Annotated in this window: 16 protein-coding genes, 1 pseudogene and 2 CRISPR repeat arrays; of the genes and pseudogenes, 15 read left to right on the forward strand and 2 right to left on the reverse strand. The window is 68.1% G+C overall.

Annotated features, from left to right (window positions below; all coding sequences use genetic code 11):
- The first annotated feature begins 118 nt into the window (after positions 1 to 118).
- Complete coding sequence (locus tag Pen02_RS39680; RefSeq protein ID WP_203871366.1) at positions 119 to 799, forward strand: DUF6308 family protein; 681 nt, start codon at positions 119 to 121, stop codon at positions 797 to 799.
- 200 nt (positions 800 to 999) lie between these two features.
- Complete coding sequence (locus Pen02_RS43290) at positions 1000 to 1218, forward strand: DUF8847 domain-containing protein (protein WP_504739750.1); 219 nt, start codon at positions 1000 to 1002, stop codon at positions 1216 to 1218.
- Positions 1219 to 1253: 35 nt separating this feature from the next.
- On the opposite strand, the gene Pen02_RS39685 is transcribed toward Pen02_RS43290, so the two are convergent.
- Both Pen02_RS39685 and Pen02_RS39690 read right to left on the reverse strand, forming a co-directional pair.
- Positions 1254 to 1631 carry an Imm32 family immunity protein gene (locus tag Pen02_RS39685; RefSeq protein ID WP_203871367.1) on the reverse strand — a complete coding sequence of 126 codons (378 nt, stop codon included), beginning with the start codon at positions 1629 to 1631 and terminating at the stop codon, positions 1254 to 1256.
- 192 nt (positions 1632 to 1823) lie between these two features.
- A complete protein-coding gene (locus Pen02_RS39690) occupies positions 1824 to 4928 on the reverse strand; it encodes an NACHT domain-containing protein (protein WP_203871368.1) in 3105 nt (1034 codons plus the stop codon).
- Positions 4929 to 5519: 591 nt separating this feature from the next.
- Here Pen02_RS39690 and Pen02_RS39695 point away from each other — a divergent pair.
- From Pen02_RS39695 to Pen02_RS39755, 13 genes and pseudogenes are all read left to right on the forward strand, one after another.
- Positions 5520 to 6044 (forward strand): WXG100 family type VII secretion target, encoded by a 525-nt coding sequence (locus Pen02_RS39695; RefSeq protein ID WP_203871369.1) that lies wholly within the window; start codon positions 5520 to 5522, stop codon positions 6042 to 6044.
- Positions 6045 to 6905, forward strand: a complete 861-nt coding sequence (locus tag Pen02_RS39700; RefSeq protein WP_203871370.1) for a hypothetical protein — start codon at positions 6045 to 6047, stop codon at positions 6903 to 6905.
- Positions 6898 to 8274 (forward strand): PGAP1-like alpha/beta domain-containing protein, encoded by a 1377-nt coding sequence (locus tag Pen02_RS39705; RefSeq protein WP_203871371.1) that lies wholly within the window; start codon positions 6898 to 6900, stop codon positions 8272 to 8274. Before Pen02_RS39700 ends, Pen02_RS39705 begins: the two co-directional genes overlap by 8 nt.
- 25 nt (positions 8275 to 8299) lie before the next feature.
- The gene (locus Pen02_RS39710; RefSeq protein WP_203871372.1) at positions 8300 to 8740 is read left to right on the forward strand and encodes a hypothetical protein; all 441 of its coding nucleotides are present in this window, start codon (positions 8300 to 8302) and stop codon (positions 8738 to 8740) included.
- Between the two features lie 208 nt (positions 8741 to 8948).
- Positions 8949 to 9308: pseudogene (locus tag Pen02_RS39715) on the forward strand (dihydrofolate reductase family protein); the annotation flags it as partial.
- A gap of 332 nt (positions 9309 to 9640) precedes the next feature.
- Positions 9641 to 10763: direct repeats of the CRISPR family, unit length 37 nt; unit sequence CCAGCACCGACGGCTCGCCGTCGGTGAGGATCTCAAC.
- A gap of 230 nt (positions 10764 to 10993) precedes the next feature.
- Positions 10994 to 13252 carry a CRISPR-associated helicase Cas3' gene (cas3, locus tag Pen02_RS39720; RefSeq protein ID WP_203871373.1) on the forward strand — a complete coding sequence of 753 codons (2259 nt, stop codon included), beginning with the start codon at positions 10994 to 10996 and terminating at the stop codon, positions 13250 to 13252.
- A gap of 752 nt (positions 13253 to 14004) precedes the next feature.
- Positions 14005 to 14673, forward strand: coding sequence for a type I-C CRISPR-associated protein Cas5c (gene cas5c / locus Pen02_RS39725; protein WP_239141997.1), 669 nt, complete (start codon positions 14005 to 14007; stop codon positions 14671 to 14673).
- Complete coding sequence (locus tag Pen02_RS39730; RefSeq protein WP_203871374.1) at positions 14673 to 16562, forward strand: type I-C CRISPR-associated protein Cas8c/Csd1; 1890 nt, start codon at positions 14673 to 14675, stop codon at positions 16560 to 16562. Before cas5c ends, Pen02_RS39730 begins: the two co-directional genes overlap by 1 nt.
- Positions 16559 to 17455 carry a type I-C CRISPR-associated protein Cas7/Csd2 gene (cas7c, locus tag Pen02_RS39735; protein WP_203871375.1) on the forward strand — a complete coding sequence of 299 codons (897 nt, stop codon included), beginning with the start codon at positions 16559 to 16561 and terminating at the stop codon, positions 17453 to 17455. Before Pen02_RS39730 ends, cas7c begins: the two co-directional genes overlap by 4 nt.
- Positions 17456 to 17477: 22 nt before the next feature.
- Positions 17478 to 18119: a CRISPR-associated protein Cas4 gene (gene cas4 / locus Pen02_RS39740; protein ID WP_203871376.1), complete on the forward strand. Its 642-nt coding sequence runs from the start codon at positions 17478 to 17480 to the stop codon at positions 18117 to 18119.
- Positions 18112 to 19143, forward strand: coding sequence for a type I-C CRISPR-associated endonuclease Cas1c (cas1c, locus tag Pen02_RS39745; protein WP_203871377.1), 1032 nt, complete (start codon positions 18112 to 18114; stop codon positions 19141 to 19143). Before cas4 ends, cas1c begins: the two co-directional genes overlap by 8 nt.
- Entirely contained in the window at positions 19143 to 19433 is a 291-nt protein-coding gene (cas2, locus tag Pen02_RS39750; RefSeq protein ID WP_203871378.1) for a CRISPR-associated endonuclease Cas2, read from the forward strand. The genes cas1c and cas2 overlap by 1 nt, the downstream gene beginning before the upstream one ends.
- A 133-nt stretch (positions 19434 to 19566) precedes the next feature.
- A CRISPR array of direct repeats spans positions 19567 to 23330; the repeat unit is 37 nt; unit sequence CCAGCACCGGCGGCTCGCCGTCGGTGAGGATCTCAAC.
- Between the two features lie 132 nt (positions 23331 to 23462).
- Positions 23463 to 26486 (forward strand): KAP family P-loop NTPase fold protein, encoded by a 3024-nt coding sequence (locus tag Pen02_RS39755; RefSeq protein ID WP_203871379.1) that lies wholly within the window; start codon positions 23463 to 23465, stop codon positions 26484 to 26486.
- Positions 26487 to 26750 lie beyond the last annotated feature (264 nt).

Genomic DNA, 26750 nt, shown 5'->3' on the forward strand with positions numbered 1-26750 from the left:
TGTACCCCCCCCGCTGACGGGCCTACCGCTTCCACCACCAACGAGCGTGGGGGCCTCCCACTTGGCGCCGCGATACCCCGACCAGAGCCTCCTCGTACCAACCACAAAAGGGACAGCCGTGCCCCCTCCCGTACCGATCCGCCTGCCGGAAGCCCTCACCACGCCCGACGACGAGGTCGCACTCAAACTCCTGGCTGAGTACTACGGCCACCCCTACGGAGCGCCGCACGCACTGACGGGCGCCGGCTTCGACGTCTGGGACAGCACAGGAACCCGCGCCGAGGATGCGAACCGGTTCACCGCCGACGATCTCGTGGCGCTGATGTTCCTGTCTCTGGCCGTGCCCGCGTCAACGGCCCTTGTGCTGCTGGGGGACAGGGTCGCCGACTTCGCTGGACTGCTCGCCGAGGTGGGCCCGGACCGGGATCTGGCCGACGAGGAGGAGCCGCTGCACCCCGGCTGGCCCGCCTGGCGGCTGTACCAGGAGTTGCTGGAGGTGCCGGGCGTGGGGCGGACGACGGCGAGCAAGCTGCTGGCCCGGAAACGGCCACGTCTACTCCCGGTCTGGGACACCGAGACCGCCAAGGTGACCGGTGCCAGATCGAAGCACTGGGAGCCGCTGCGACTAGCGCTCAGAGCGGACGGCAAGGTGCTGCACCGGCGGCTGCTGCGGCTACGTGATCTGGCGGGCCTGCCGTCACAGGTCAGCGCGCTCCGAGTGTTCGACGTCATCTGCTGGCGTGAGGGCATACGCCGGCACGCCGCCACCCCAGCACCCCGCCGGCGCTGGAGTCGTTGAGGCCGTCCGCATCGCACGTCACGGCCGGCAGCGACCTGTTTAGAGGACCGATCGTCCTAAACACCGGCTCGGAAGTGGACGAGCAGTGCGGCTTGCTGGGCTGTCGTAACTGCCTGGGCGCCAGGCAGTGTGGACCGCGGGGCTCGTATCCGAGGCGGAGTGTGCCGTTGTGGCGGCCGTAGCATCGAGCGGTGACGACCGTGACTGTTCATCTGAGGGGTGGGCCGGCTGACGGGGCGGTACGCGAGGTGCCGGCCCTACCGGGCGGCCAACCGCCGGATTGCCTGATGCTGCGGCAGCGCAACAGCGCGCCAGGCATGACAGCGGACCAGGATCACCGCTACGAACTCGAACCAGAGCCCGAGTCTGACGGAACTTGGACGATGACCTACGTCCGCTCGGTGGCGGCGCGAGACTGAGTGCACATCCCCCTGGCCGAGAGCGCACCGCTTGATCAGCGCTGAGGCATCCCGCCGTGCGGACTGTTGACGATGAGCGGCACGCTGTCTGGTGCCAGGAAATGGTGGCCCTCGAAGTACTCCATGTGAACGTGCCCGCCGTCGTCCATGCTGGCTACGTTGCGTAGCAGGTCGGCGAGGAGCGACCGGTTCTCCGCGCCACCGCGGATGCCGAGGTAGCTGCGATCGTTGACACCAATGGTAACGGGGCCTTGCGTCACTTCGATGAGCACACCCCGTAGGTGCCGAGGGTGAGCGGACGGCGCGAGGGTCAGCTCGCCTCCGCTTGCTACCAGGTCAGTGAGGTGACAAAGGTCTGCCCGGCCACTCGTGATGTCGCCGCCTTCGGCGGCGGAGTAGTAGTCGAGCTTCACGCCGCAACCGTAGGCTCCCGCGTCTATCTGGCATCTTTCAGCTCGCTGCCCCGACCTCAACGCCTGACCGCGCTCACCCACCGAACCTGTGTGACGTCTTGAACGACATGTTCGACGCCCATGGCGAGGACTTCGGTCCGGTCTGGAGGGCCTCGCTGTCCTTGTGAGTAGTCCGCAGCGCGGCCGCTGCGGTCACGAGACGGATTTGCCGTGCTCCGCCGCGTCCAGCCAAGCCCGCGCGTCGGTGTTGCCGGCGTCGGCGTGCCTCCGGATCAGTGCGGTGGCCTCGTCGAGCCGCCCGTGCCGGGCGAGCAGGTCTGCGAGCGGGAACGGCGGTCCTGGATCGTCCTCGCTCACCCGTTCCTGCATCAGCGCGATGGCCTCCGTAGCCAGGCCTGCTCCGACCATCTGGTCGATCCACCATGCCTCGGCGGCCCCGTCACCGGCGCTGGCCCGGGCGATGAGCTGCCTCTGCAGTCCGGCGCGGGCCAGCATCTGCACCATCTCGGGGCCGCACGACCGGTTCCCCGCGGTGTCGGCCTGCCGGAGCAGGCGCATCGCCTGCTTCACCCGGCCGCGTTCCACTAGCGCCGTCACCACCGCGTGCCGGCTGGAGGAGTGCGCCGCGGGTGACTCCGCGCGTACCACTTGGAGCGCCGCGAGCAGCTCGCGTTGCTCCAGCAGCAGCCGCACCAGCTGATCGATGGCGGCCTGGCGTCCGGTAGCAGCGCGGGCGCGCAGCAGCGCAATCGCGTCGCCGGCCCGCGACCGGGCGACGAGGTAGTCGACGAGACGGGCCGCCACGGAAACGGATCCGGCGGTCGGCCGGTCGGTCATCACGGTGAGGGCGTCGCTGAACCGGCCGGAATCGACGAGGATCTCGGCGAGGCGAGCGGCGGCGGACTCGCCCGGCTCGTTCCGCAGCAGCGCGACGGCTGCCTCGGTATCGCCCTGCCGGGACAGCACGGCGGCGAGCCACACGGCCGAGCCGTCCGTTCCCTGGTCGTAGGTCCTCCGCGCCCGGCGCAACGCCGCCTCGTCGTGGCCGTGCTCCAGGAGCAGCGCGTCGAGGCGCTCGGCGGCGTAGTCCTTCTGTCGGGTCAGCGTCTCCACCCACGCCTCGGCTTCCACGACCTGGGCGTTCCCGACCAGGTGACTCAGGCGCTGCTCGATGGCGAGGATCTGTCCGGTCTCGGCGATGGCCCGTACGTCGTCGTGGCGGCCGTCGCTGATCAGCCGTTCGATCAGCTGCTGCCCGCAGCCGCCGCGGCGGAGCGCACGGGTCACGGCTTCGTCCAGCTCACCGGTCCGCACCAGATACTCCGTCAGCGCCGCGGCCGACGCCTCGTCGCCGACGTCTGCGCGGGTACGGAGCTCGTCGACCCGGTCGTGCTCGGCGAGGAGCCGGGCCAGCTGCTCCCGGCCGCGCCGCGCCGAACCGTGGTCGCCGGCGGCAGCCGCGCGCAGGATCGCGAGCGCTTCCTCGGTGCGCCCCTGCCCGGCCCAGAGGCCGGCCAGCCGCCCGGCCACGTAGTGGTTGCCGGCCTCCCACTGCCGGCGCAGCACCTCGATCGCCTCGTCGCCGCGACCGAGTGTGATCAGCAGGGCGGCCAGCCGTTCTGCGGCGGCCTTCTCACCGCGCTGCACCCGTTCGCGGGTGTACTCGAGAGCCTGTCGCAGGGCGAGGTGGTCCTGCAGGAGCACGTGCCGGAACTGGTAGGTGGGGCCGTTACGCCGCAGCACGGCCCGTTTGCGGTGGGCATCGTCGAGGAAGCGGGCCAGCCGGAGCGGCAGGCGACCGGCGCAGACGAGCCGGAGATGGGTCGCCCGGAACCGCACCCACGGGATGACCTCACCTCGCAGCATCGGGTCGGCGAGAGGTGTGGCAAGCGACGCTATGGCGGTCAGCGCGCTTACCAGCTCAAGGCTGGCGCGGATGATCCAGGGCCGCCCGGCGAGCAACGTCGGCCTGACGTCCCACAGGTTCAGGTCGCGGGTGCCGCGCTCGTACATGTGGTAGGCCAGGGTGGACAGGTAGCGGCGGGCCCGGTCCGGCGGGAGCGCGCCCGGCGCCTCGTACGCGGCTGTCACGAATACGTCCATCAGCCGGCGCGCGACCGCCTCCGGCGTGGTGAACGCGAGCAGCTCACCCGGCTGATGTGGTTCGCGCTCGTAGGCGCTGCGGGCCAGTGCGATCATGAGCGGGCTGGTCAGGGTCCGGGATACCGGGGCGTCCGGGTTCGACCGCATCTCCCGGAAGACCGGCTCCCAGAGCCTCGTACGCAGCTCCGGGTACGACAGGTAGGCGATGGCCGTCCCGGCCTCGACCGGTTCGATCTCGACGACTGCGGCCTTGGTCAGGATGGTTCCCCCGGAGCGCACCGCGTCCTCATACTCAACGCCCCGGCTGGTGACGACGAGGTGGTGGCCCCGCAGGCCGTACTCGTCCAGTTGGCGGACCGCGTCGGAGCGTTCGGCGGCGGGTAACTCGTCGAGCCCGTCCAACACCGGCAGGATCCGGTGCTGCGCGAACAGCCACCGCGCCACCCGGTCCGGATCACCGAACTCGGCCAAGACCCTGTGGTGACCGCGGACGAGACCGCACCGCAGGAAGCGGTCGAGTGGCACAGACCGTGCCTGCCAGTCGTTGATGGCGATCAGGACCGGCACCCGCTGCTCGTCGCTGGCCCGCTCGAGAAGTCCCGCAGCCAGCAGCATGGCGAGCACGCTCTTGCCCGCCCCTGGCGCGCCGAGGATCACCAACTGCCGGTTTGGCAGCTCGCGGAACCGGGTGACGATCTCGCCAGCGTCGCCGTCGAGGACCAGCGGCAGCCCGGGGCCGAGAGTTCCGTCGCCCAGAACAGCGTCCCAGCCAGCGGCAGGCCGACCGGTCGCCGACCAGCGGACCATAACCGGCGCTGGTCTGCCCGCGTGCCGGTAGACGAGCTCGTGCCGCACCGTGTGCAGAACACTCGCCGCGAGCTCGCCAACCAGCGCGCCGCCGTCACTGACGGCGGCGCGCGACCGGGCCAGCTTCTCGGCGGCGATGACCGACAGGGCCGCCGCGGCCAGGGGCGCCGCGACGATGTTGGCCCAGTTCGTCCACCGCTCGAAGGCGTCCTTCGCCGCAGCGAGCTCGGCGGGGCCGGAGCCGGGCCCGGACAGCCGCGCGACCGCCAGGTCAGCGTGCAGTCCGCGGACCAGCACCACCGTGGACACCACCAGCGCGGCGGTACCGAACAGGACCCAGCCGAACCGGCGCACCCGCCGCCCCCAACGCCACACACAGCGCATCATGGCGGATCCGGGCCGGCCCCGGCACCACCCGGAAGGTTCTGTTGCGTAGCCGGTTGCAGGGCCGGGGCGGAGTCGACACCCGGGCGGGCTGCCGGAATCGGCGGGACAGCCTTCATCCTTGACCGGCACCGTTTGGGCTCTGAGCCGAATAGATCTGCTGAACTTGATCCGCGACACGATTCGCCGTCGAGGGCAGTCGAACTAAGCGACAATGCAGGCAGAGTAGATCGACCAGCAGCGCTCGCGCGGCTAACTCCCAACGTCAGCGAGAAGCCGCTCGCCCCCGGCAGCGACGACGGCAGAGTGCGATTGCAGGGCTCGGCCTCTGATGGAGAGTACGGACTCTGCGGCGATGGCGGCCCCGCCGAGCACTCGATGCTCATCTACACCCGTGCCCAGCCATCGCTCGCCCAATCCAACCCGCCGGCCCAGGCACGGCCTGTGTGACACCTCGTCAGAGCGCTCCGCTCGCCCTCCGGCTACCGCAGCCAGCATTCGCGGCCGTGATGGCCATGGGCGGGGTTGCGAGGGCTTGAACCGGTCGGGCACCCTGGGCCTGCGGCGTTGACGGACGGCGATGGATTGTGCGCAGTGCGCTTCCAATCGGGTTCGGTAGCCGCCGCAGGGCGGAGGGATCGCGACGTGTTTCGGATGTACGGGGATCCGGACGAGTTGGACCGGCTGGCGGGCCGGCTGCGTCAACGCGCGGGAGAGGTTCGTGAGCGGGCCGCCGACCACGAGCGTCAGGGACACGCGGCGCGGTGGGTGTCCGTCTCGGCGCAGGTGTACCGGGATCGGGTAACGCAGGATCGGACCCGGGCGGACCAGACCGCCGACGAGCTGGATCGGGTCGCGGACGCGGTTGTGGCGCATGCGCAGGAGGTACGGGAGTTGATTGCCCGGATCGCGCGGATCGAGGAGCAGGTCACTGGCTGGTTCGAGTCCGCCGCTCAGCGACTCAGAGACTTGGCGCCGTTGGCGGGTGGTCCGTTGTTGAAGGCGGTGGTGGAGGCGCCGTGGGCGGGTTGGTCGGTTCAGCCCGGCAATCTGCCGGCGTCGGGGGACCGGCGGTGGTTGGAGGTCGGCGAGTTCATGCGGGGCAAGGGAGTGCTCTGAGTGGAGTCGGCGAACGAGGGGCCGCTGGCGCGCCGGCTGGTGTTGTCCGCGCCGGAGTGGGCGCTGCTCGTGCGGCAGACCGGGATGCGTCCTCCGCCGGGACTGCCGGTTGTTGACCTTGAGGACGCACAGGTGCCGGAGGTCGCTGCCCGGCTGGCCGCGAGGGGAGTGGTGACGGCAGACGGGGGCGATCCGCTGGTGTGCCGGCCGGTCGAGCCGGTCGCGGTCAACCTTACGACGTTCGTCGCCGCTCGGGCCGTGGTGCAGGTGGAGGCGTCGGTCGCCGACCGGTGGACACGGGCGCTGTTCGCGGTGGCCGGTCGCGCCGGCGCCGGCCTGGTCGCGTTGGCCGACGGCGGCGTTCAGTTGTCGATGTTCGAGGCGGTGACCCTCGGTCCGGAACTGGTCCGGGTGGTGCCCGCGGTGCGCGACCTGGTCGACTCGGAGGCGGCGCGGATCGGTCAGGCACTCGGCGGCGGCCCAGCCAGCTCGTCAATGTCGGGCCGGCTGCCCGTGAACGCGTTGGTCGAGTACGGGCCCGCTGGTGAGTTGGCGGGGACGGTGGGCCGGCATCGGGTGGTGGAGGCGCTGGGGTTGACGTCGGCGCAGGCGCGGTTGGCCGAGCAGGTGACCAGTCGGGCGACGGGTGTGCTGCGGATCGTGGTGTCCGGTCGCCTCGGCGACGGGGCCGGCTTGGCGCAGGTGGTGTGGCTGGCCACCGACGAGGGCTGGCTCGGGCTGCACCCGGACCCGGACGGCTCCGGACGGCGGATGGTGCAGGTGCTGCCGGTGGCCCGAGAGGACATCGGGGTGTGGCTGGCCCCCTACCTGGGACAGCTGTTGGAGGACCGCGATGGGTGATCCGGAGTTCCAGGTCAGCGGCGGCGCCGGTGGAACCGGCGCCCGGTACGAGGACATCGGCGTGCTCGCCGCGCACAGTGACGACCTGGCCCGGGACCTGGCCGGGGCAAGTGTGCAGGGACACGGCGTGCTCGTCGACCCGGACCTGCTGGCATCGGCGGTCCTCAACCCGGACGGGTTCGCGAAGATTGAGGCGGGGTTGCTGAGTGCGCTGGACGGCCCGGACGGGTTGTCGGCGTTGTCGCTCGGCTTCGGGGAGCGGGCGATCGCGCTGCGGACGGTCGTCGCCTCCTACCAGGCGGTCGACGAGGCCCAGGCGCGGGCGATCGACACCCTGCGCTGGGCCGCCGGCTACGGCCTCGGCGGCGCACTCCAGACCGGTGTGCTGGCGCCCGGGCTGGCGCTGCCGCTGGTCGCACCGATCGGCGTCGCGGGCGCCGTGTTCGGCGACGACGTCGACTGGGAGCAGCTGCTGACCGAGCATCCCGGCATCGTCGACAACCTCGTCGGCCTCGGTCCCGGTCTGATCAGCAGCCTGCCCGGAACACCGATGGTCGCCGACGTACCGGGCGCGGCGGACCTGCTCGGGCAACTCTACGAAGACGGCACCCACCAAACCGTCGAGCGGGGCGTCGACGACTCCCACGACTCGATGCGGTTCCCGCCACGCGACTTCGCGGACCTGATCGACGGCCTCGACTGGCGCAACCGCGAGGCGAACGCGGGCCAACCCGACCAAATCGACGTCCGGGTGATCACGAACCCGGACGGCAGCCGCGCGTACGTCGTCGACATCCCCGGCACCAAGGAATGGAACCACCCGTTCCAGGGCGACAGCCCCTACCTACACGACACCGGCACCAACATCCACGTCCTCGGCGGCGACACCACCACCCGACAACACGCGATCGCCGACGCGCTGCGGATGGCCGGCGCCACCACCGACGACCCCGTCATGCTCGTCGGCCACAGCCAGGGCGGAATGGTCGCCGCCCAGGCCGCCCACGACACCAGCACCGGCGCCTTCCCCTACAACGTCACCCACGTCGTCACCGCCGGCTCACCCATCGGCGCCGTCGACGTACCACCGAACGTCCAGGTCCTCTCGCTGGAGAACGGCCACGACCTGGTGCCGCACCTCGACGCCCGCGACAACCCCGACCAGGCCAACCGCACCACGGTCACCTTCGACAGCCAACTCGGGTCCGTAGGAGCGAACCACAACACCCGCGAGGCGTACCTACCGGCGGCCCAGGCACTCGACCGCAGCAGCGACCCGTCGGTGCAGGCGTACCGGGACAGCGCGGGCGCGTTCCTCGGCGGGGAGAGTGTCGAGTCGAAGGTGTACGAGTTGAACCGGATCCACTGATGCGACCGGACGGGAGGAAGCGGACATGCGGCAAACGACGCGACCGGCCAGGCGGGGCGTCACGGCGGTCGTGGTAGCGGCGGCGCTAGTGATAATCGCGTCCGGCTGCAACGTCAACGACTCACCACAGGAACGGGAGGAGTCGAACGCCATCGCCGCCGAGATCCAGGAGACGCTGGCGCAGCGCCCCGAGGTGGAACAAGTCAAGGTCAACTACCAGAACAACCTCAGCGCCTCAGCCCAAGCCAGCGTCACCATCACCGTCACCCCCGGCACCGACGTCGAACCTGTTATCGAAGAAGCGACCCGCCTGATCTGGCTCAGCGAACTCCACCCGCTCAGCATCATCAGCATCGCCGCCAACGAGGCCGAGGCCCAACAACGCGGCGTCGACCGGGACATCGACCCAAACGGCACCGACAAGGCCGAACTCGAACGAAGGTACGGGCCACGCCCACCGGAGTAACCACGGGCGTAGGCGACCAGCGTCCGCCAGCGGAGTGATCTGCCGGATTTCGTGATCCAAGGCGGCCGGCCCCAGGTACCGCTCGACGTGCGACCGGTCGAAGAGTGCATGGAGCGTTCCGAGGCCGTCGACGTCTTCACTCAGATCGCCTACCGAGAGCCTCACTAGGGCCAGTGCCCCAGCCTGACCACTACCCGTTCGACGAAGGTACCCGGTGTCCTCGACGCGCAAGGACTTCCCGTGGACCAACAGCGACCACATCGCCAGCGACCTGCGCGAGGGCGTGCAGAAGCTCAAGGACGCGACCCCGGCCGGGGTCCTCCTCAAAAGCGGCAAGCTCGCGACCGAGCTCGACCGGCTGGACCTGATCGACGAGTACAAGATGCTGTTCCATCCCAGGATCACCGGCCACGGCCCGACCCTGTACCAGGGCGGGCTGCCCGCAACGCGACAGCTCGAACTGCTCTCGACGGAGCCGCTCCGCAACGGCGCGGTGGCCATGCACTACCGCCGCGCGCTGAAGCACCGGGGGTCCATCGCCGCCAGCTCACCGGCAGCGCGGCGTTGAAGGGTATGGCCTCCGGGTACAGAAGTCCGTCCTCGAGGTGACCTGCACTCAATGCCCGTGATGCGTCGGAACTCACCGATACCATCAACCACACGCGCGACGACATTCGGCTGTCGACCGGCAGCAGGCACCCTGCAGGCAGTCGAGCGACTCGCCGTTGCCCAGCTCGCGCCTCACGAAGGCGATCACCTGTTGTGAATGATCTAGGAACCCTAAGCTCGACGATGCCGAGCGTTCGGCTCCACGTTCCAATTCGGTCCGTACTGGACAAAACGCCGCCTTGTTTCGCTGGAGACGATCTTCAACATTGTTCCTTGCCTGACCAGGAAGCCCCAGCACCGACGGCTCGCCGTCGGTGAGGATCTCAAGCGTGCACGTCACCGTCGCGGACGACCGGCACCACCCAGCACCGACGGCTCGCCGTCGGTGAGGATCTCAACCTCCCGCAGTTCGCGGACAGCGGCAGCGGCCGGAGCCCAGCACCGACGGCTCGCCGTCGGTGAGGATCTCAACACGAAGTGGAGTACGTGGAAGTTGACCGTCCAACCCAGCACCGACGGCTCGCCGTCGGTGAGGATCTCAACTCACAATGCGATGATCTAGTTAGCGTTCCGTTACTGCCCAGCACCGACGGCTCGCCGTCGGTGAGGATCTCAACTACGCGCTGCTGATGGAGCGCCGGGCGGCCCGCCGCCAGCACCGACGGCTCGCCGTCGGTGAGGATCTCAACGCGGTCAAGGCGGCGGCCGGCGGCGGCTGGCGGGCCAGCACCGGCGGCTCGCCGTCGGTGAGGATCTCAACCTGCGTGCCGACCATGGCGCTGACCAGTTCGCCGGCCAGCACCGACGGCTCGCCGTCGGTGAGGATCTCAACGCCCACCGCTGCGGCGGATACCTCGCCAGCCCTCGCCAGCACCGACGGCTCGCCGTCGGTGAGGATCTCAACGCGCTGGCCGCGTTCGATGACCGGCAGGTCCTCGCCAGCACCGACGGCTCGCCGTCGGTGAGGATCTCAACGCACATGGCGGGGCCTGGCGCCGACGACGCCCCAGCGGCCAGCAGCGACGGCTCGCCGTCGGTGAGGATCTCAACTCCAGCGCGGCGACGTTGCGCACGAACTGGTCGTCGCCAGCACCGACGGCTCGCCGTCGGTGAGGATCTCAACGCGGCCGCGTGCATCCGCCGTGAGGTCGGCGTCCGCGCCCAGCACCGACGGCTCGCCGTCGGTGAGGATCTCAACTCGCTCTTCCACTGCTCGTGCTCAACCGGCCGGCCCCAGCACCGACGGCTCGCCGTCGGTGAGGATCTCAACCGCCCCGCCGTGCTGCCCGGCCCGGCCCCGATCGACCAGCACCGACGGCTCGCCGTCGGTGAGGATCTCAACCGGTCAAGTCGGGCGCCGTTGGCGGTAGCGATCAGCCAGCACCGACGGCTCGCCGTCGGTGAGGATCTCAACAAGCATGCGGTGCTTCGGCCGGGGCTGCGGGTCCTGGCCGACGGCTGTCCTATCTGAAACCTCGAGGCCGTTGATCACCGGAGTCCCCTGCACCCGCTCCGGGGATCAAGATTGGCTTGGAGGGGTTGAGTATCCGAATGTCTTGTATTTGACAGTCGGGTATGACGCTTCGGTTTTGTCGTAGGGGTGTGGTTGGGTGCCCGTGTTGTCGGTTGTGAGGAGCATTCTCGGTGTGGGCGCACAGTGTGAACAAGATCGGACTCCGCCATCGCCTCGAAGATCACCTTCGAGGTACGGCTGAATTGGCGCGGCGTTTCGCGGCGCCGTTCTTGTTCAGTGAGCTTGCCTGGTGGACTGGTCTTGTCCACGATGGAGGGAAGGCGTGGTGTGCTTGGCAGGACAAGTTGCTCTTGGTGGAGCCGACGAATGGCCGTGTCGGGTTGGATCACAAGTCGTTTGGTGTGCAACTTGCCCGGCAATTCGGGCTCCGGCCGGTGGAGTGGGCGGTCGCGGGGCATCACGGGGGTCTGACCTGCGAGGATGAGGTAGATGATCTCTTTGGTCGGTCAGATGCGGACGAGGCGCGTTTGCGGTCTGGGCCGTGGGCGGACGTCGAGCGTCGATTGCGGCTGGCCGTCCCGGAGATTTTTGAACGACCCCCCATGTTGCCCGCCGACTTCGCGCCGGGGGCCGATCGTCTGCGGCAGGAGTTTCTGGTCCGGTTCTTATTTTCGTGCCTGGTTGACGCTGATGTGTTGGATACTCAGGCGCACCGCGAGTCGGTCGAGCCGCGGATAGGACGTGATCTGGATGCTCCTGGGCTGCTGAAGCGCTTTCTTGAGCGGCGGGCGAAGTACCTTCGGAAGCGGATGCCAGGTGCGCTCGACGGTTGGCGGGAGGAGGTTTTCGCTGCTGCCCTGCGGGTCGCCGAACAGGAGCCGGGAATCTTCAGACTGACTGCTCCGACTGGTACGGCGAAGACCATCGCGGCGGCTGGATTCGCTCTCAAGCATGCCGCCAAATACGGAAAACGGCGAGTGATCGTCGCCGTGCCGTTCATTACGATCACCGAACAGAACGCCGTAGTCTATCAGCGGCTCCTCGACCCTGAGGATATGGCGGCGGAGCGGGTTGTCCTGGAGCACCACAGTCAAGTCGAGATGGGTGACGAAGATCAGAGCAACTCGCACCATTCTTGGCGTCGGCTCGCTGCGGAGAACTGGGACGCTCCGTTTGTTGTGACTACTACTGTTCAGTTGTTTGAGTCGCTGTTTGGGCGGACCCAGTCGCAGGCGCGCAAGCTGCATCGGATCGCCAATTCAGTGCTAGTCCTGGACGAGGTGCAGGCGATGCCACATCGCCTTCTGTCGCAGATCGCGGATGCTCTGAGGATCTTGTCTGAGCGCTTCGGTGTGACGGTACTCCTCTCGTCGGCTACTCAACCGGAACTGCGCGAACTGAATCCGCTCCGAGATCTGCGATCGACTGAGATTGTCTCAAACCCGAAGGCCATGTTCGACGCGTGCCGAAGGGTTCGTTACGAATGGCGGCATAGCCGGCGGTTGACGCTTGCTGACGTGGCGGCGGAGGCCTTGGCTCACCCACAGGCACTACTGGTGGTAAACACCGTACGTGACGCGCGGAATATGTTCTTGGCTTTGCGGCGCCTTGCTGGCGACGGTGTGACCATCCTGCATCTGTCTACCGCCATGTGCCCAGCGCACCGACGAAAGGTACTGGATACGGTTCGCCGTTTACTGGAGGCGGGGGACCGGGTGCTACTGGCGAGTACGTCCTTGGTTGAGGCTGGCGTTGATCTCGACTTCCCGGTGGCATTTCGGGCGATCAGTCCACCCGAGTCCATGGCTCAGGTCGCGGGGAGGTGCAACCGCGAGGGCAATCTTGGCGACCAGGGTGGTCTGGTCGTCATCTTCGATCCAGCAGATGGCGGGCAGCCGCGATCTTACAAGACCCAAATCGAAGTAGCGCAGGAATACTTTGGCCCAGGCAAGGCGAAACCTGAGGACATTACCGCGTTGCGCAAGTACTTTCCGGAACTGTACCGAACCCTCGGCATCGAGGACCTGGGCAGTGTCGCCAAAACCATCGAAAAAAATCGCTCACGCTGGGACTTTCGGGCCGTCGCCGATGGGCCTGTCACGCAGGCTGGTACCACGAAGCGGAACCGCGAACTGGCGTTCCGTATGATTATCGATGACACCGTGCCGGCGGTCGTCCCATACCCCGATCCCATCGCTATGCAGACGATCAAACAATGCCTGGACCGGTTACGCAGTCCTCAAGCGGATATGAAGGCGATACGGCTTCTGCAGCCGTACATCATCACCTTGCGTCGGGATACGGCGCAGGAACGTGCGGTGTTTCATCAACTCGATCCGGTCGTCGGCGACCTGCTGGAGTGGCGCGGCGACTACGACGACGGGTACGGCGTCGTGCTTGAACCTCGGACGGATGACTTCATCCTGTGAGCGCACCCCAAGTCTGGGCTCGTCCCGCGCGTCTCGCGACGACGCATCTGACAGCCCCGTATGAGGTCCTCGCTCAACGCCTACCGCCCCTGACGAACTGGATCGAAGTCAGGAGCAGCATGGGTGCTGCGATGAAGGTACCGCCACCTGCGAGGGCGGCGTTGGCGGGATTGGCGCCACCTACCCGACTGGGCACACCGGCGGCAGCGGCGACAGGGGCTGTCGCCAGTGTCCAGACTGACGGTCCTGAAGCCGGCCCTTCCTCGCGCGAACAGTGCTGCCGCAGACGCCGAACACCACGGTGGACCCTCCGATTGCCCGGACAGCGGCTGGCGGGACGGTACTGAGGATGCGAGCAGTTGTGTCGAACCTTCGGAGATCCACTTTCGGCTGGGACTCGCTAACGGCTGGCTCCAGCGGTCCGGCCAGTACTGACGGTATGAGACGCCAGCGTCGTCGGTCGAGGGTGTATCTATCGTCCAGTGCTGAACCGGACACTTGCTATGCCAGCCCCGGGTCCTTCAGAATCGAGGGACTGGAGCGGGCGCGACGTCGGCGTATCCGAGGGTCTCAACAGCACCGGACGGTAGATGGTGGTTGTCGTCTAGCGGCCCGTGCCTGCATCTGCGGTGGCTGCGGGCCACGCGCCATTCGCAGCCTCGACGCTTCGCCTAAGGAACTCCTGGAGCGTCGTGGCGATTACGCCCACGGGTACGGCATCGTGCTCGAATCCCGGAATGAGGACTTCCCCTGTGAGTGACTCGTCGCGCGTTCGGACGCTTCCTCCGGTAGTGGTACAGGTGAGGGCAGAGGGTGCGTTGTTCACCCGGCCAGAGTTGCGGGTCGAGCGGGTCAGTTACCCGGTGATGACCCCAAGCGCGGCGGCCGGCGTGCTCGACGCGATCTTCTGGAAGCCGGAGTTCCGGTGGGTACCGGTGAAGATCGAAGTGCTGCGGCCGATCCAGCAGTTCTCGCTGCGTCGTAACGAGACACACGATCTGCCGAGCCTGAGTGAAGCCGTCGGTAAGGGACGCCGAATCGACACGGTCGCCAACCGCGATCAGCGCAGCGCCCTGTGCCTGCGTGACGTCGAGTACCGCATCCACGCCCAGGTCGAGCTGGCCCGGCACGCGGACAAGAACGAGGCGGCCTATCGTGACCAGTTCCGCCGCAGGGTCAACCGGGGAGCCTGTTTCCAGCAACCGTTCCTCGGAGCCCGGGAGTTCCCGGCCGCGTTCTTTCCGCCGGACGACGCCCCGCCGATCGCTGAAACACGTGATCTGGGCGTGATGCTGCACCGCATCCACTACGGGCCACCGACCCGGTTCGACTGGTTCACCGCACAGCTAGAAGCGGGCGTACTACGCATCCCCACCGTCGGGATCCCCGGTGCATCGCCTGACCAGTCCGGGGCGGCGTGATGCTGCTCCAACGGCTGGTTCAGTTCCAGCGACCGAGGGAAGACGCCGCGGAAGCCGCAGCGGCCCGCCCGTACAGCAGGCAGCGGATAGTCCGGTGGCAGCTGAACCTGGACCACGCAGGCCGGTTCACCCGGCTCGTGGACCTCGCCGACCCATCCGACCGGTCGACGAGGTTCGGGCGGCCCATCCTGGTGCCCAACGGCGGCCGCACCTCCGGTATCGCACCATGTCCAGGAGCAGACGACGCCCAGTATGTCCTCGGGTGGCGCGACGAGAAGAGCAAGCACGACCGTGTCACCGCCGCACACAACGCCTTCATCGCGCTGGCCCGACGCTGGCTGCGCGAACACCCGGACGAGCCGGCGGCCAGGGCCCTGGTGGCCTTCTGCGACCGCCGCGAATGGCCCCAGCCGCCGCAGGACGCGAAATGGGCATCGAAGGACCTGATGATCATCGCGGTCGCGGGCCGACGGATCACCGAGCGTGACTCGCTCTGGGAGCTTTGGCAGAACGTCGTCCGGGAGCGTAAAAGCGGCGCGGGAACCGACGGCGACGGCCGGCAGGGCCATTGTCTGGTCTGCGACCGTGACGGCACGCTCCTCGACCGGATGCCCCAGACGCTGCCGAAGGCCCTGGTGCCACGCGCCGAACAGGACATCGCGCTGGTCTCGGCGAACCGGCGCATACACACCTACGACTTCAACGAGGGACTCGTCGGGTCTCCCATCTGCGTCGCCTGTGGCCAGGCAGCGGTGGCCAATCTCAGCACGATCCTGTCAGACGAGCGGTTCACCTTCTCCTACCCCAGACAGCGGACCCGGCTCGCCTGGTGGGCCACCGACGGAGCCGACAGCGACACCATCCGGATGCTCGACGAACGTCCGGAGCGGATCAGCAACTACCTGCACACACTCGCCCTAGGCAGACAGCGGCGACGACCCGGCCGGCATCAGTTCTGCTCCGTCACGCTCTCCGGAAACGTGTCCCGGTTGATGGTCCACCAGTGGTTGGAAATGCCGCTCACACAGGCCGAGTCGAACGTCGAAACCTGGTTCCGAGACCACCAGATCTTGAACCGGGGCCAGGACGAGCCGTCCGGCTACCCGATCTGGTTGCTGGTGCTCTGCGCCGGTCAATGGGCAACCGACAAAATCACCGGCACGGATCGGTACATCCCATTCGCTGACAAGGCAGCAGACCGGCCCGATGACCTGGCACAACTGCTGCTGCACAGCGGACTGAACGGCGGAACGCTACCGCCGCACGTTCTGGCGCACACGGTCCGACGCATCCGCACCGACCTCCGCGTTGACGGCCCACGGGCCGCGCTGCTGCGAGTCGCGCTCAACCGCCACCCACACCGAAACGGAGAAGGGCCCGCCGCCGTGCTCGACGAAGAACAGGACAACCCGGCATACCTGCATGGTCGGCTCTTCGCCGTCCTCGAATCGCTCCAGCGCCGCGCCTACCCCGGCGACGGCCTGCCCAACACCACCTTCTTCCACCGCTACTTCGCCGGAGCGGTCACCAACCCACGGGTAGCCCTGGTGCAGGGTTGCCAGCTCTCACCCGCATGGCTCAAGAAGCTCGACGGCACCGCCCAGGACCGCGGCAACCCCCAGGCAGACCGGGACCGGGCCGCCAAGGCGGCGTACCGGTTCCGGGAGCGCCTTCGCGAGTTACACGACCGGCTGAACGAGCCGGTCAAGCCACTCGCCGACGCCGAAAGCCAGTCCTGGTTCGTGCTCGGCTACTTCCAACAGCAGGCCCACGACATCCGCATGGCGCGTGCCGGCAAGGCACCCGAAGTGCCCACCGACGACCTGTCCACCAATCACGACGGCCCGAACACAGGCTCACACACCGATGAGGAGCACGACGACCAGTGAAGCCCGAAACCATCAATCCAGACGTACGCCACGACGCGGTCGTGTTCTTCGACGTGGTCGACGGCAACCCGAACGGCGACCCCGACGGCGGCAACCGGCCACGGGTCGACGAAGCGACCGGCCACGGCCTCGTCACCGACGTAGCCCTGAAGCGGAAGATCCGCGACACGATCGGGTTCGCCGCCGAAACCCTCGGCTACCAGCCTGAGCGCTACCAGGTGTTCGTCGAGGCAGGGCACGCCCTCAACACCCGGGCCGCCGAGTCCTACACCGCGACCGGCATCGAACTCAAAGCCAAGAAAATCACGTCCGAGCAGGCCGAGGCCGCCCGCAGGTGGATGACCGAACGCTATGTCGACGTACGGCTCTTCGGAGCGGTCCTCTCGACCGGCGACACAAAAGCACTCGGCCAGATCCGTGGACCACTCCAGTTCGGCATCGCTCGGAGCGTCGATCCCGTCCTCCCCGTGTCACACGCCATCACACGCGTGACGCAAACCAAACAGGAGGACATCGACAAGGGCGAAAAGACGGAAATGGGCAGCAAGTGGACGGTGCCGTACGGCCTCTACCGCGCCCAGTTCCACTACTCCGCCGCGCTCGCCCGCAAGACGGGCGTCACCAGCAACGACCTGCAGGCGCTCTACAAGACGCTCCAGTTCATGTTCGACCACGACCGGACCGCGACCCGAGGCATCATGACGCTACGCGGCCTGTATGTATTCAGCCACCACGACGCCTTCGGCACCGCACCAGCCCAATCCCTGCTCGACCGAATCGAGGTCGAACGGATCACCGGGGTCGGCACGGCCCGCCACTTCACCGATTACAAGATCACGGCGAGTGTCGCAGACCTGCCATCCGGGGTCACCTTCGAGGCGCTGGTCGGCTGACACCCACAAGAGGAGCCAACTGATGACCTGGTGGCCTGACGGGAACAATGACGCCGGACGCATCCCGCTGTCAGCACTCGAACACTACGCCTACTGCCCTCGGCAGGCCGCCCTCATCCACGTCGACGGCATCTTCACCGACGACGTCAACACCGTGCGTGGCCATCTCGCGCACGAGCGTGTCGACAAGCCGGGCATCCGAGCAACCGCCGCTACCGGCGTTCGACAACACTACGCCGTACCCGTCTGGAGCGAAGTCCTCGGCCTCTACGGCCGCTGCGACGTCGTGGAGATCGGCCAACGCACAGCCGTTCCCGTCGAACACAAGATCGGCGAATACCGGCCCGGCGGCCCCGCCGACATCCAAGTCGCGGCGCAGGCCCTCTGCCTGCGCGAGATGCTCGACCTCGACGTGCCCTACGGCGAGGTGTTCACCCACGCCGACCGGCGCCGACACCAGGTCGCCATCACCGACGAAATGACGGCCAGAGTGGCCGAGACCACGACCGCCCTCAAAGCCCTCCTCGTCGCACCGCGACTACCCGCACCAGTGGCCGACCGAAGATGCCGGCGGTGCTCCCTACAAGACGACTGTCTGCCGCGGGCGCTGACGGCGACCGCCGACATCTACTCGCCACAACCCCTCGGTAGGTGGGATGCCTGAGATCATCAAAAACACCCTGTACGTACTGACGCCGGGCAGCAGCCTGCACCTCGACAGCGACGCCGTCCGGGTATTCCATCCCGCCAACGGCGCCAAGAGATTGCCGCTGATCCGGATCGATCACGTCGTGGCTTTCGGAGGCGTGACGATCACCGACGACTTCATGCACCGATGCGCCGCCGACCAACGCTCCGTGACATGGCTGTCAGGAAACGGACGATTCCGTGCAAGAGTCGTCGGTCCACAGGGCGGAAACCCGCTACTGCGAGTCGCTCAACATGACGCGCTTCGAGACAACCGAGCTCGGCTGGACGTCGCACGAACCTTCGTCGCAGGCAAGCTACAAAACACCCGGCAGCTCCTCATGCGTTCCGCAGCCGACGCGAAAGGCGAACGCCAAGAGGCATTACGGAAGACGGCGACCGCAATCGGGCAGGATCTGACCGGCCTGCCCAACACCGACAACCTCAACGTCATCCTCGGCATCGAAGGACAAGGCGCCAAACGGTATGTCCGCACGTGGCCCCATCTGCTCGTCGAGCACTCCCAAGTCGCCGCCCCCACGCATCGGGTAAGTCGCCCTCCAACCGACCCGGTCAACGCCGCGCTCTCTTTCGGCTACGGAATGCTACGCGTTGCTGTACATGGCGCGCTCGAACATGTCGGGCTCGATCCCTACATCGGCTACCTACACGGCATCCGGCCCGGGAAGCCCGCCCTGGCACTCGATCTCATGGAGGAAATGCGGCAGCTCCTCGTAGACCGACTGGTCTTCACGGCCTTCAACCGCCGACAACTCCTACCGCAGCACTTCGCTGCACACACAGGCGGTGCCTGTGAGCTGTCCGAGGACGGACGACGTGCGTACCTGGCGCTGTGGAGTGAGTCCCGAGCGCGCTTGTGGCCACACCGCCAACTCGGCCGAGAGATCCCGGCCGCGGTGCTACCCATCATCCAAGCACGCCTACTCGCCCGACATCTGCGCGGTGACATGCCTCGCTACACACCGTGGAGTCCCGCCTGATGGAGTATCTCGTCACTTACGATGTCGACACCACGACGCCAGAGGGACAGCGGCGACTCCGCCGGGTCGCGAAGGTCTGTGAAGGGTATGGCCTCCGGGTACAGAAGTCCGTCTTCGAGGTGACCTGCACCGACGCCCAGATGCTCGTGATGCGCCAGAAACTCACCGACATCATCAACCGCACGACCGACGACATCCGGCTGTACCGACTGGCAGCAGGCACCCTGCAGACAGTCGAGCGACTCGGCGTTGCCGAGCTCGCGCCTCACAGAGGCGACCACCTGTTGTGAATGATCTAGGAACCCTAAGCTCGACGATGCCGAGCGTTGGGTTCCGGGGTTCAATTCGGTCCGTACTGGATGAAACGCCGCCTGGCCTCGCTGAAAACGATCTTTATCGTTGTTCCTTGCCTGGCCAGGAAGCCCAGCACCGGCGGCTCGCCGTCGGTGAGGATCTCAACTGGACGGGCACGAGCCGGGCGGCGGCCTCGCTGGCGCCAGCACCGGCGGCTCGCCGTCGGTGAGGATCTCAACCGCGTTCAGGGTCTGTTGCAGGGCCGGGAGGTGCCCAGCACCGGCGGCTCGCCGTCGGTGAGGATCTCAACATGATGATCTCCCTACTGTTGTTGGTGGTGCTGTCGGATCCAGCACCGGCGGCTCGCCGTCGGTGAGGATCTCAACCACCACGGCTCCCCGCACAGCGGGAGGAGCCCCGCCCAGCACCGGCGGCTCGCCGTCGGTGAGGATCTCAACGCAGATCACGCGAGCATGTCAGGCGGGCAGGTCGCGCCCAGCACCGGCGGCTCGCCGTCGGTGAGGATCTCAACTCCGCCGTCGCCGACGATCACCGAGCCGCCCCGGGTGCCAGCACCGGCGGCTCGCCGTCGGTGAGGATCTCAACTGCTCACTCACAGTCAGCTCACCTCCTGCGTGGTGCCAGCCAGCACCGGCGGCTCGCCGTCGGTGAGGATCTCAACTCGGCTGCGGCGTACAGCCCACCGACCGCGAGGCCAGCACCGGCGGCTCGCCGTCGGTGAGGATCTCAACATCGCGCACCCGCCCCAGGTGGCCCGGCCGGCGCAAGTCCAGCACCGGCGGCTCGCCGTCGGTGAGGATCTCAACGGCGTCCGGGTCGTCGATGTTGCTCCACGCCTCCGCCAGCACCGGCGGCTCGCCGTCGGTGAGGATCTCAACTGCGGTTGGACCAGGACGGCGTAGGCCGACGTCCCCCACCAGCACCGGCGGCTCGCCGTCGGTGAGGATCTCAACATCGCCTGGTTGTAGACCGCGATCCGGATCCGGGGCGCCAGCACCGGCGGCTCGCCGTCGGTGAGGATCTCAACGGCCTGGTCACGGCGGCTCCGGAGGGGTCTTTGGCCAGCACCGGCGGCTCGCCGTCGGTGAGGATCTCAACTCCGTCCGTACTGGGAGGCCGAGTGGGCCAGCGACCAGCACCGGCGGCTCGCCGTCGGTGAGGATCTCAACGCATACCAGTCCGGCAGGGCCCGCCGCGGCATGCTGCCAGCACCGGCGGCTCGCCGTCGGTGAGGATCTCAACCGCCGGCCGATACCGGATCCCAACACGACCCGGCCACCAGCACCGGCGGCTCGCCGTCGGTGAGGATCTCAACCGTCGTTGGCGGGCTCTCGGCTGGACGCCGGAGCAGCCAGCACCGGCGGCTCGCCGTCGGTGAGGATCTCAACGTCGTGGCGGGCGTCGCCGAGGGTGGCGCCGCAGCCAGCACCGGCGGCTCGCCGTCGGTGAGGATCTCAACGATGAGATAAGGATGCTCGTCACATCCTCCGAGTCACCAGCACCGGCGGCTCGCCGTCGGTGAGGATCTCAACTTCGCGGTCGGTTTGTACGCGTGGACGATCACAGCCAGCACCGGCGGCTCGCCGTCGGTGAGGATCTCAACTGGTCGACCGGCACCGCCAGGAGTGGACCCGGCACCAGCACCGGCGGCTCGCCGTCGGTGAGGATCTCAACGATGTTCCGCCATGTGTCCTCGTTGCCGCACACCCGGCACCAGCACCGGCGGCTCGCCGTCGGTGAGGATCTCAACCGTCGCCCTGGTCGGCGGCGAGGACGGCGGGGTCAAGCCAGCACCGGCGGCTCGCCGTCGGTGAGGATCTCAACCAGTTGCGGGTGGTCCGGCACGTCATCACCGAAGCCGTCCAGCACCGGCGGCTCGCCGTCGGTGAGGATCTCAACTGGCGGTATCGGCGAGCGTGGCCGGCGGGTCCTCGGCCCAGCACCGGCGGCTCGCCGTCGGTGAGGATCTCAACAAGGCGAGCGGCCTCGACATGCGCGAGTTTGAAAAGCCAGCACCGGCGGCTCGCCGTCGGTGAGGATCTCAACACCTCCTCTGTCCAGAGGCCCTGCGGATGGAGGTGGTCCAGCACCGGCGGCTCGCCGTCGGTGAGGATCTCAACGCGGTCACGTGGCGGGTGCTGGTCTTCCTGCCGCAGCCAGCACCGGCGGCTCGCCGTCGGTGAGGATCTCAACATCGACACCCCGCCGATCGACGCCGTCGTCCAGGAGCCAGCACCGGCGGCTCGCCGTCGGTGAGGATCTCAACGTGAGCCGGTCGGGTGTCCGAACTGGGAGGGGTGTCGGCCAGCACCGGCGGCTCGCCGTCGGTGAGGATCTCAACTCCGCCATCGCGGCCAGCGCCGGAGCGATCTTGTCCCAGCACCGGCGGCTCGCCGTCGGTGAGGATCTCAACGTACCGGCGCCACTGACCGCGCTCGGTCTGCCCGCCCCAGCACCGGCGGCTCGCCGTCGGTGAGGATCTCAACCTCGACCAGGGCCAGCTCGACCCGGTGGTCGACGTCCTGCCAGCACCGGCGGCTCGCCGTCGGTGAGGATCTCAACACCACCGACAACCCAGCCAGCGCGGACGCGATCCGCCAGCACCGGCGGCTCGCCGTCGGTGAGGATCTCAACAGCGACGGCCGCTACGACACGGCCGCCCGGGTGGTGCGGCCAGCACCGGCGGCTCGCCGTCGGTGAGGATCTCAACGCCGTCCAGTCCCCGGTCGGCGTCTGCCCCATGCCAGCACCGGCGGCTCGCCGTCGGTGAGGATCTCAACTCGGTGCCTCGCGGCTTTCGGGGCCGGCTCGGGCGGCCAGCACCGGCGGCTCGCCGTCGGTGAGGATCTCAACGCGAACGACGACCCGATGGCTCCGACAACCTGGAGCCAGCACCGGCGGCTCGCCGTCGGTGAGGATCTCAACTCTACATCCGGCAATCCATCACCCGCGTCAAGCGCGACCAGCACCGGCGGCTCGCCGTCGGTGAGGATCTCAACGAGTGGCAGGCGCCGTCGGGGAGGGCCGTGCGGGACCAGCACCGGCGGCTCGCCGTCGGTGAGGATCTCAACTTCAGGGCTTGTTCGACGGCTCGGCGGCCGGCGGCGCCCAGCACCGGCGGCTCGCCGTCGGTGAGGATCTCAACGCCACCGTGCGGCCGGTGGCGTTGCAGGTGCACCCCAGCACCGGCGGCTCGCCGTCGGTGAGGATCTCAACGTGATCGCGGCGCCGTCGCCGGCGCCGGAGATCTCGGCCAGCACCGGCGGCTCGCCGTCGGTGAGGATCTCAACGCCACGATCACGGAGACCAGCCACGCGGCGGCGGCCAGCCAGCACCGGCGGCTCGCCGTCGGTGAGGATCTCAACCACACGTCCGGCGGCGCGGTGAAGATCTCCCGGAACCAGCACCGGCGGCTCGCCGTCGGTGAGGATCTCAACCGTGCCTCCGCACCCGCGAGGGCCGCCGCGTGAGCCAGCACCGGCGGCTCGCCGTCGGTGAGGATCTCAACATGAACAGCGCCCTTCCCGCTGCGGACGCGCAAGCCAGCACCGGCGGCTCGCCGTCGGTGAGGATCTCAACCCGGAGGAAGAAGACATATCCGCTGTACTGGTCGGGGGCCAGCACCGGCGGCTCGCCGTCGGTGAGGATTTCAACATGTCCAGTCCGACTGAGGCGACAACCGGTCGGCCCAGCACCGGCGGCTCGCCGTCGGTGAGGATCTCAACGCCGCCGCCGTGTCCGGGTCCGCCGCTCTCGACGTCACCCAGCACCGGCGGCTCGCCGTCGGTGAGGATCTCAATGGCACCCCGTGACCTGGGAAAACTCCGGGGGAGGGCCAGCATCGGCGGCTCGCCGTCGGTGAGGATCTCAATTTGACCGCGCGGCGTGCATACGCCTTCCGCAGCTCCGGCCATCGGTCAGGGATCATGGGCAGAGCTGTGGGAGTGCCGGTTCGGTACGCTGACCGCGACTTTGGAGACGGCTGGCGAACGGCGGTGTGCGGCTTGCCTGGCGGCAACTGGTGGGTCGACGACCCGATCGACAAGCCGAGCGATGACCTGTTCGGGCGCGGCCCGTTCGTAGCCCGCGCGGTCGCCTTGCTTACCCAGATCGGCTCCCGGCCCAGCAGCACGGTGGTGGGGTTGGTCGGCCCGTGGGGCAGCGGTAAGACCAGCACGATCCAGATGATCGTGGCGGCACTCGCCCCTGAGCGGTGGGGCGTTAGTTGGATCAACCCGTGGGCGTTGTCCGGTCCCGACGCGGTCGTCACCGAGCTGCTCGGCGCGATCCGGACCGCGGTGCCGGAGAAGTCCACCGCCGGCGCGCGGGTCCGGCGTGCGCTTTCCCGGTACGGCGCCCTGGCCACGCCAGCGCTGTCGATGGTGCCGGTGGTCGGTAGCGCCGTGACCGCCGCGGCCAACGAGGCCATACAGCGGCTCGACCAGGGGACGACCCTTGAGGAACAGGCAGAGCAGGTCCGCGACGCGCTGCACGCGCTGGCCCGGCCGACGCTGGTCGTCATCGACGACGTCGACCGGCTGCAGCCCGAGCAACTCCTGGCGGTGTTCCGGGCGGTGCGGGTGCTGGGCCGGCTGCCGCACGTGCACTACGTCCTCGCGTACGACCAAGAGACCATTCTTGACGTGCTGTCCACGACCCCGATCGCCGACAAGCACGGCGCCCGGGCCGTCGCGTTCCTGGAGAAGATCGTCACGCTCCGCCTCGAGCAGCCGCCGGTCCGTCTGGAGCACGCTGAAACGCTGTTCACGACCGGCTGCGCTGCCGCGCTCGGCCGGGTGTCCGCGTCGCTGAGCGAGGACGCGCAACGCCGCATGGTCGAAGAGCGTGAGGCGCTGCTGCTGAGGGTCCTGACCGAGCCGCGTAGCGTGGCCCGGCTGCTCGCCCAGGTCGACATCTACCTGCCACTGGTCGGCGCCGCTGAGGTCGACGTCGTCGACTTCATCACCCTGACATTTCTGCGAATCACCTATCCGCGCCTGTACCAGACCATCGCCATGCACCGCGTCGCCCTCGTCGACACCACCGACGTCGCCGACCTCCTCACCGAATTCGACGAGGCGGCGCTGGCCCGACTCGACGTCCCGGCGCCGCATACCCGTCGGGTCGCGGACGCCCTGCAACGGCTCTTCCCGCGTCTGACCACCGACCCGGTGAGATCGATATGGGCCCAGCATCAACGGCGTGGGCAGCGGCGGATCAGCGATCCCGACTACACCGAGCGGTACTTCGCCCTGACATCCATCACCGGCGAGATCAGCGACGATAGCCTCGCCCGGGCTATCCGGGAGTTGGCCGAGGGACGCCATGGCATGGCAGCCGAGGACCTCACCCTGGCGTTGCGGCCTGACCTCACCGACGCTCACGCGTGTGCCCGGGCGGCCCGGACACTGCGCCGGGCCGCGTCGCTGTCCGCGGAACTGTCCGGCAGCGAGGCCGTCGCGGTGATGCCGTACGTGCTTGATCAGTTCCATCACCTTCGCATCCCTGCGGCGGGTGGGTTCGGTCCTGACGAGGAAGCGACCGTTTGGCTCGCGGCGCTGCTGCAACGGGCCGACGGCGGCCCGCTGCCCGATGGCGTGCCGGGCGATCCCAATTTGTTGCCGTACTTGTTGAAGGCGATCCGGATGGCGGTGCCCGAGCCGGGCGACGTCACCATCGCGCGTCTCGTTGCTGAACCTTCCGGGGCGTCGTGGCTTGGGGACCTTGTGCGAGCCACGTACGAAGCAGCGTGGACGCGGGTCCAGGAGCACACGCGTCTTGGCGACACCGCCCCCATCGAGCCGGTGAGCCTGTACATCTCCCGGCTGGAGGCGGCCTTCGGCGACGCGGAGGTCGACCGGCGGATCACCGCAGCCGTCAACGGCGGTCTGCCAATCACAGACCTCGCGGCCCGACTGGTCGACACCGAGGTCGTGTTCGGATCCGCGGACCCTCACACCCGCATCAGTGGGTTCGACGCGACGGCGTTCCTGGGACGTATCGGACGCCACCGTCTCTCCGCAGCACGGGCGCACCTGGACAGCGCCGCAGCGGGCACTCGGCCCGGCAATCTCGACCGCACAGACGTCTCGTGGGGGAACCGGCGCCGATTCGCCGCCGGCACCCTCATCGAGGCACTCGACGCCGGCATCACAGAACCGGGAAGGCTGCTGCCGAGCCCGCCTGAAGAGCAACACCACCCCTTCACCAACCACCGTCCGTCGCTGTTGAACGACGGAGGCAAACCACCTGGCCTGACGCTGCAGGTCGCCGTGCTGCTGCCCGCAGCCGACGCACTCCCTACACACGTTCACAGCGGATGGGGCACCCCAGTCCAGACACGTGAAGAAATCTTGATCGCCGCGATGCGGAGCGCACCGATCAGTGGCTGGCTCCAGACACTCCACTCCCAGTGGGGAATAGCCGCCGAGCCCTGGACCATCAGTGACGTTGGCAATCGTCTTTACACAACCGTTCAGTCCGGTGCACGGGCCACCACACCCGGCACCCTTAACCCACGCCAACCGATGCCAGTCAGGGTCGGCGCCCAGCTCGTCACCGGCCACACCGCGCGGAGCCCGAACCAGCAGTCGTTGCTGCTGACCGTCGGCATCGAGTTTCGCCTGGCCGAACTCAACGAGCGACGCCAACTCGCGCAGGCGCGGCCGCGCGTCGTGTCCCAGCCCGCAACGATCACCCTGCCCAGCTTGTTCGAGCTCACTGACGCGCTCATCCGATGCGAGCAGACGGCGAGAGCGCTGTGGGCGCAGCTCGACGGCCAGGCGCCTCCACCCGAAACCGCGTTCCTGCACCTGTTGCTGACAACCCCCGAAGGACTCAGCGCAGTCGTCGACATCGGCACCTACCCGCGACGCGGCACCGCCGCCCGGAGCCAGCACTCCAGGGTCTACCGGTACCGGTCCAGGTCCGGCGATATCGCGGCGGCTGCATTGCGGGACTGGCTGAGCGAGGACGGGTACCGGCAACACGAGCAGGCGATCCTGGACCTGTGGGACCCCGCCCCCTAGTACACCGGCGGGGCCGACCCGCTGACCGCCGCGTTCGTGTCGTCCGGCTTACTTGATCGTGAATCTCCGCTTCCTGGCCTTGGCGGTCGCGGCTGATAGGGAGTCCTGTCTCGTATACAGGCCCAGAGAACGTTGACGCGTTGCCGCGCTAGGGCGGCGGAGGCTTGACGATGCGTTTTTCCTCCGGCCTTCTTCTTGTCGTAGTAGGCGCGTGATTGTGGGCAGCAGGTGAGTGCGGCGAAGGTCGAGAGGCTGAAGACGCGT

Origin of the sequence: Plantactinospora endophytica (genome assembly GCF_016862915.1) — a bacterium.
Classification (GTDB): domain Bacteria; phylum Actinomycetota; class Actinomycetes; order Mycobacteriales; family Micromonosporaceae; genus Plantactinospora; species Plantactinospora endophytica.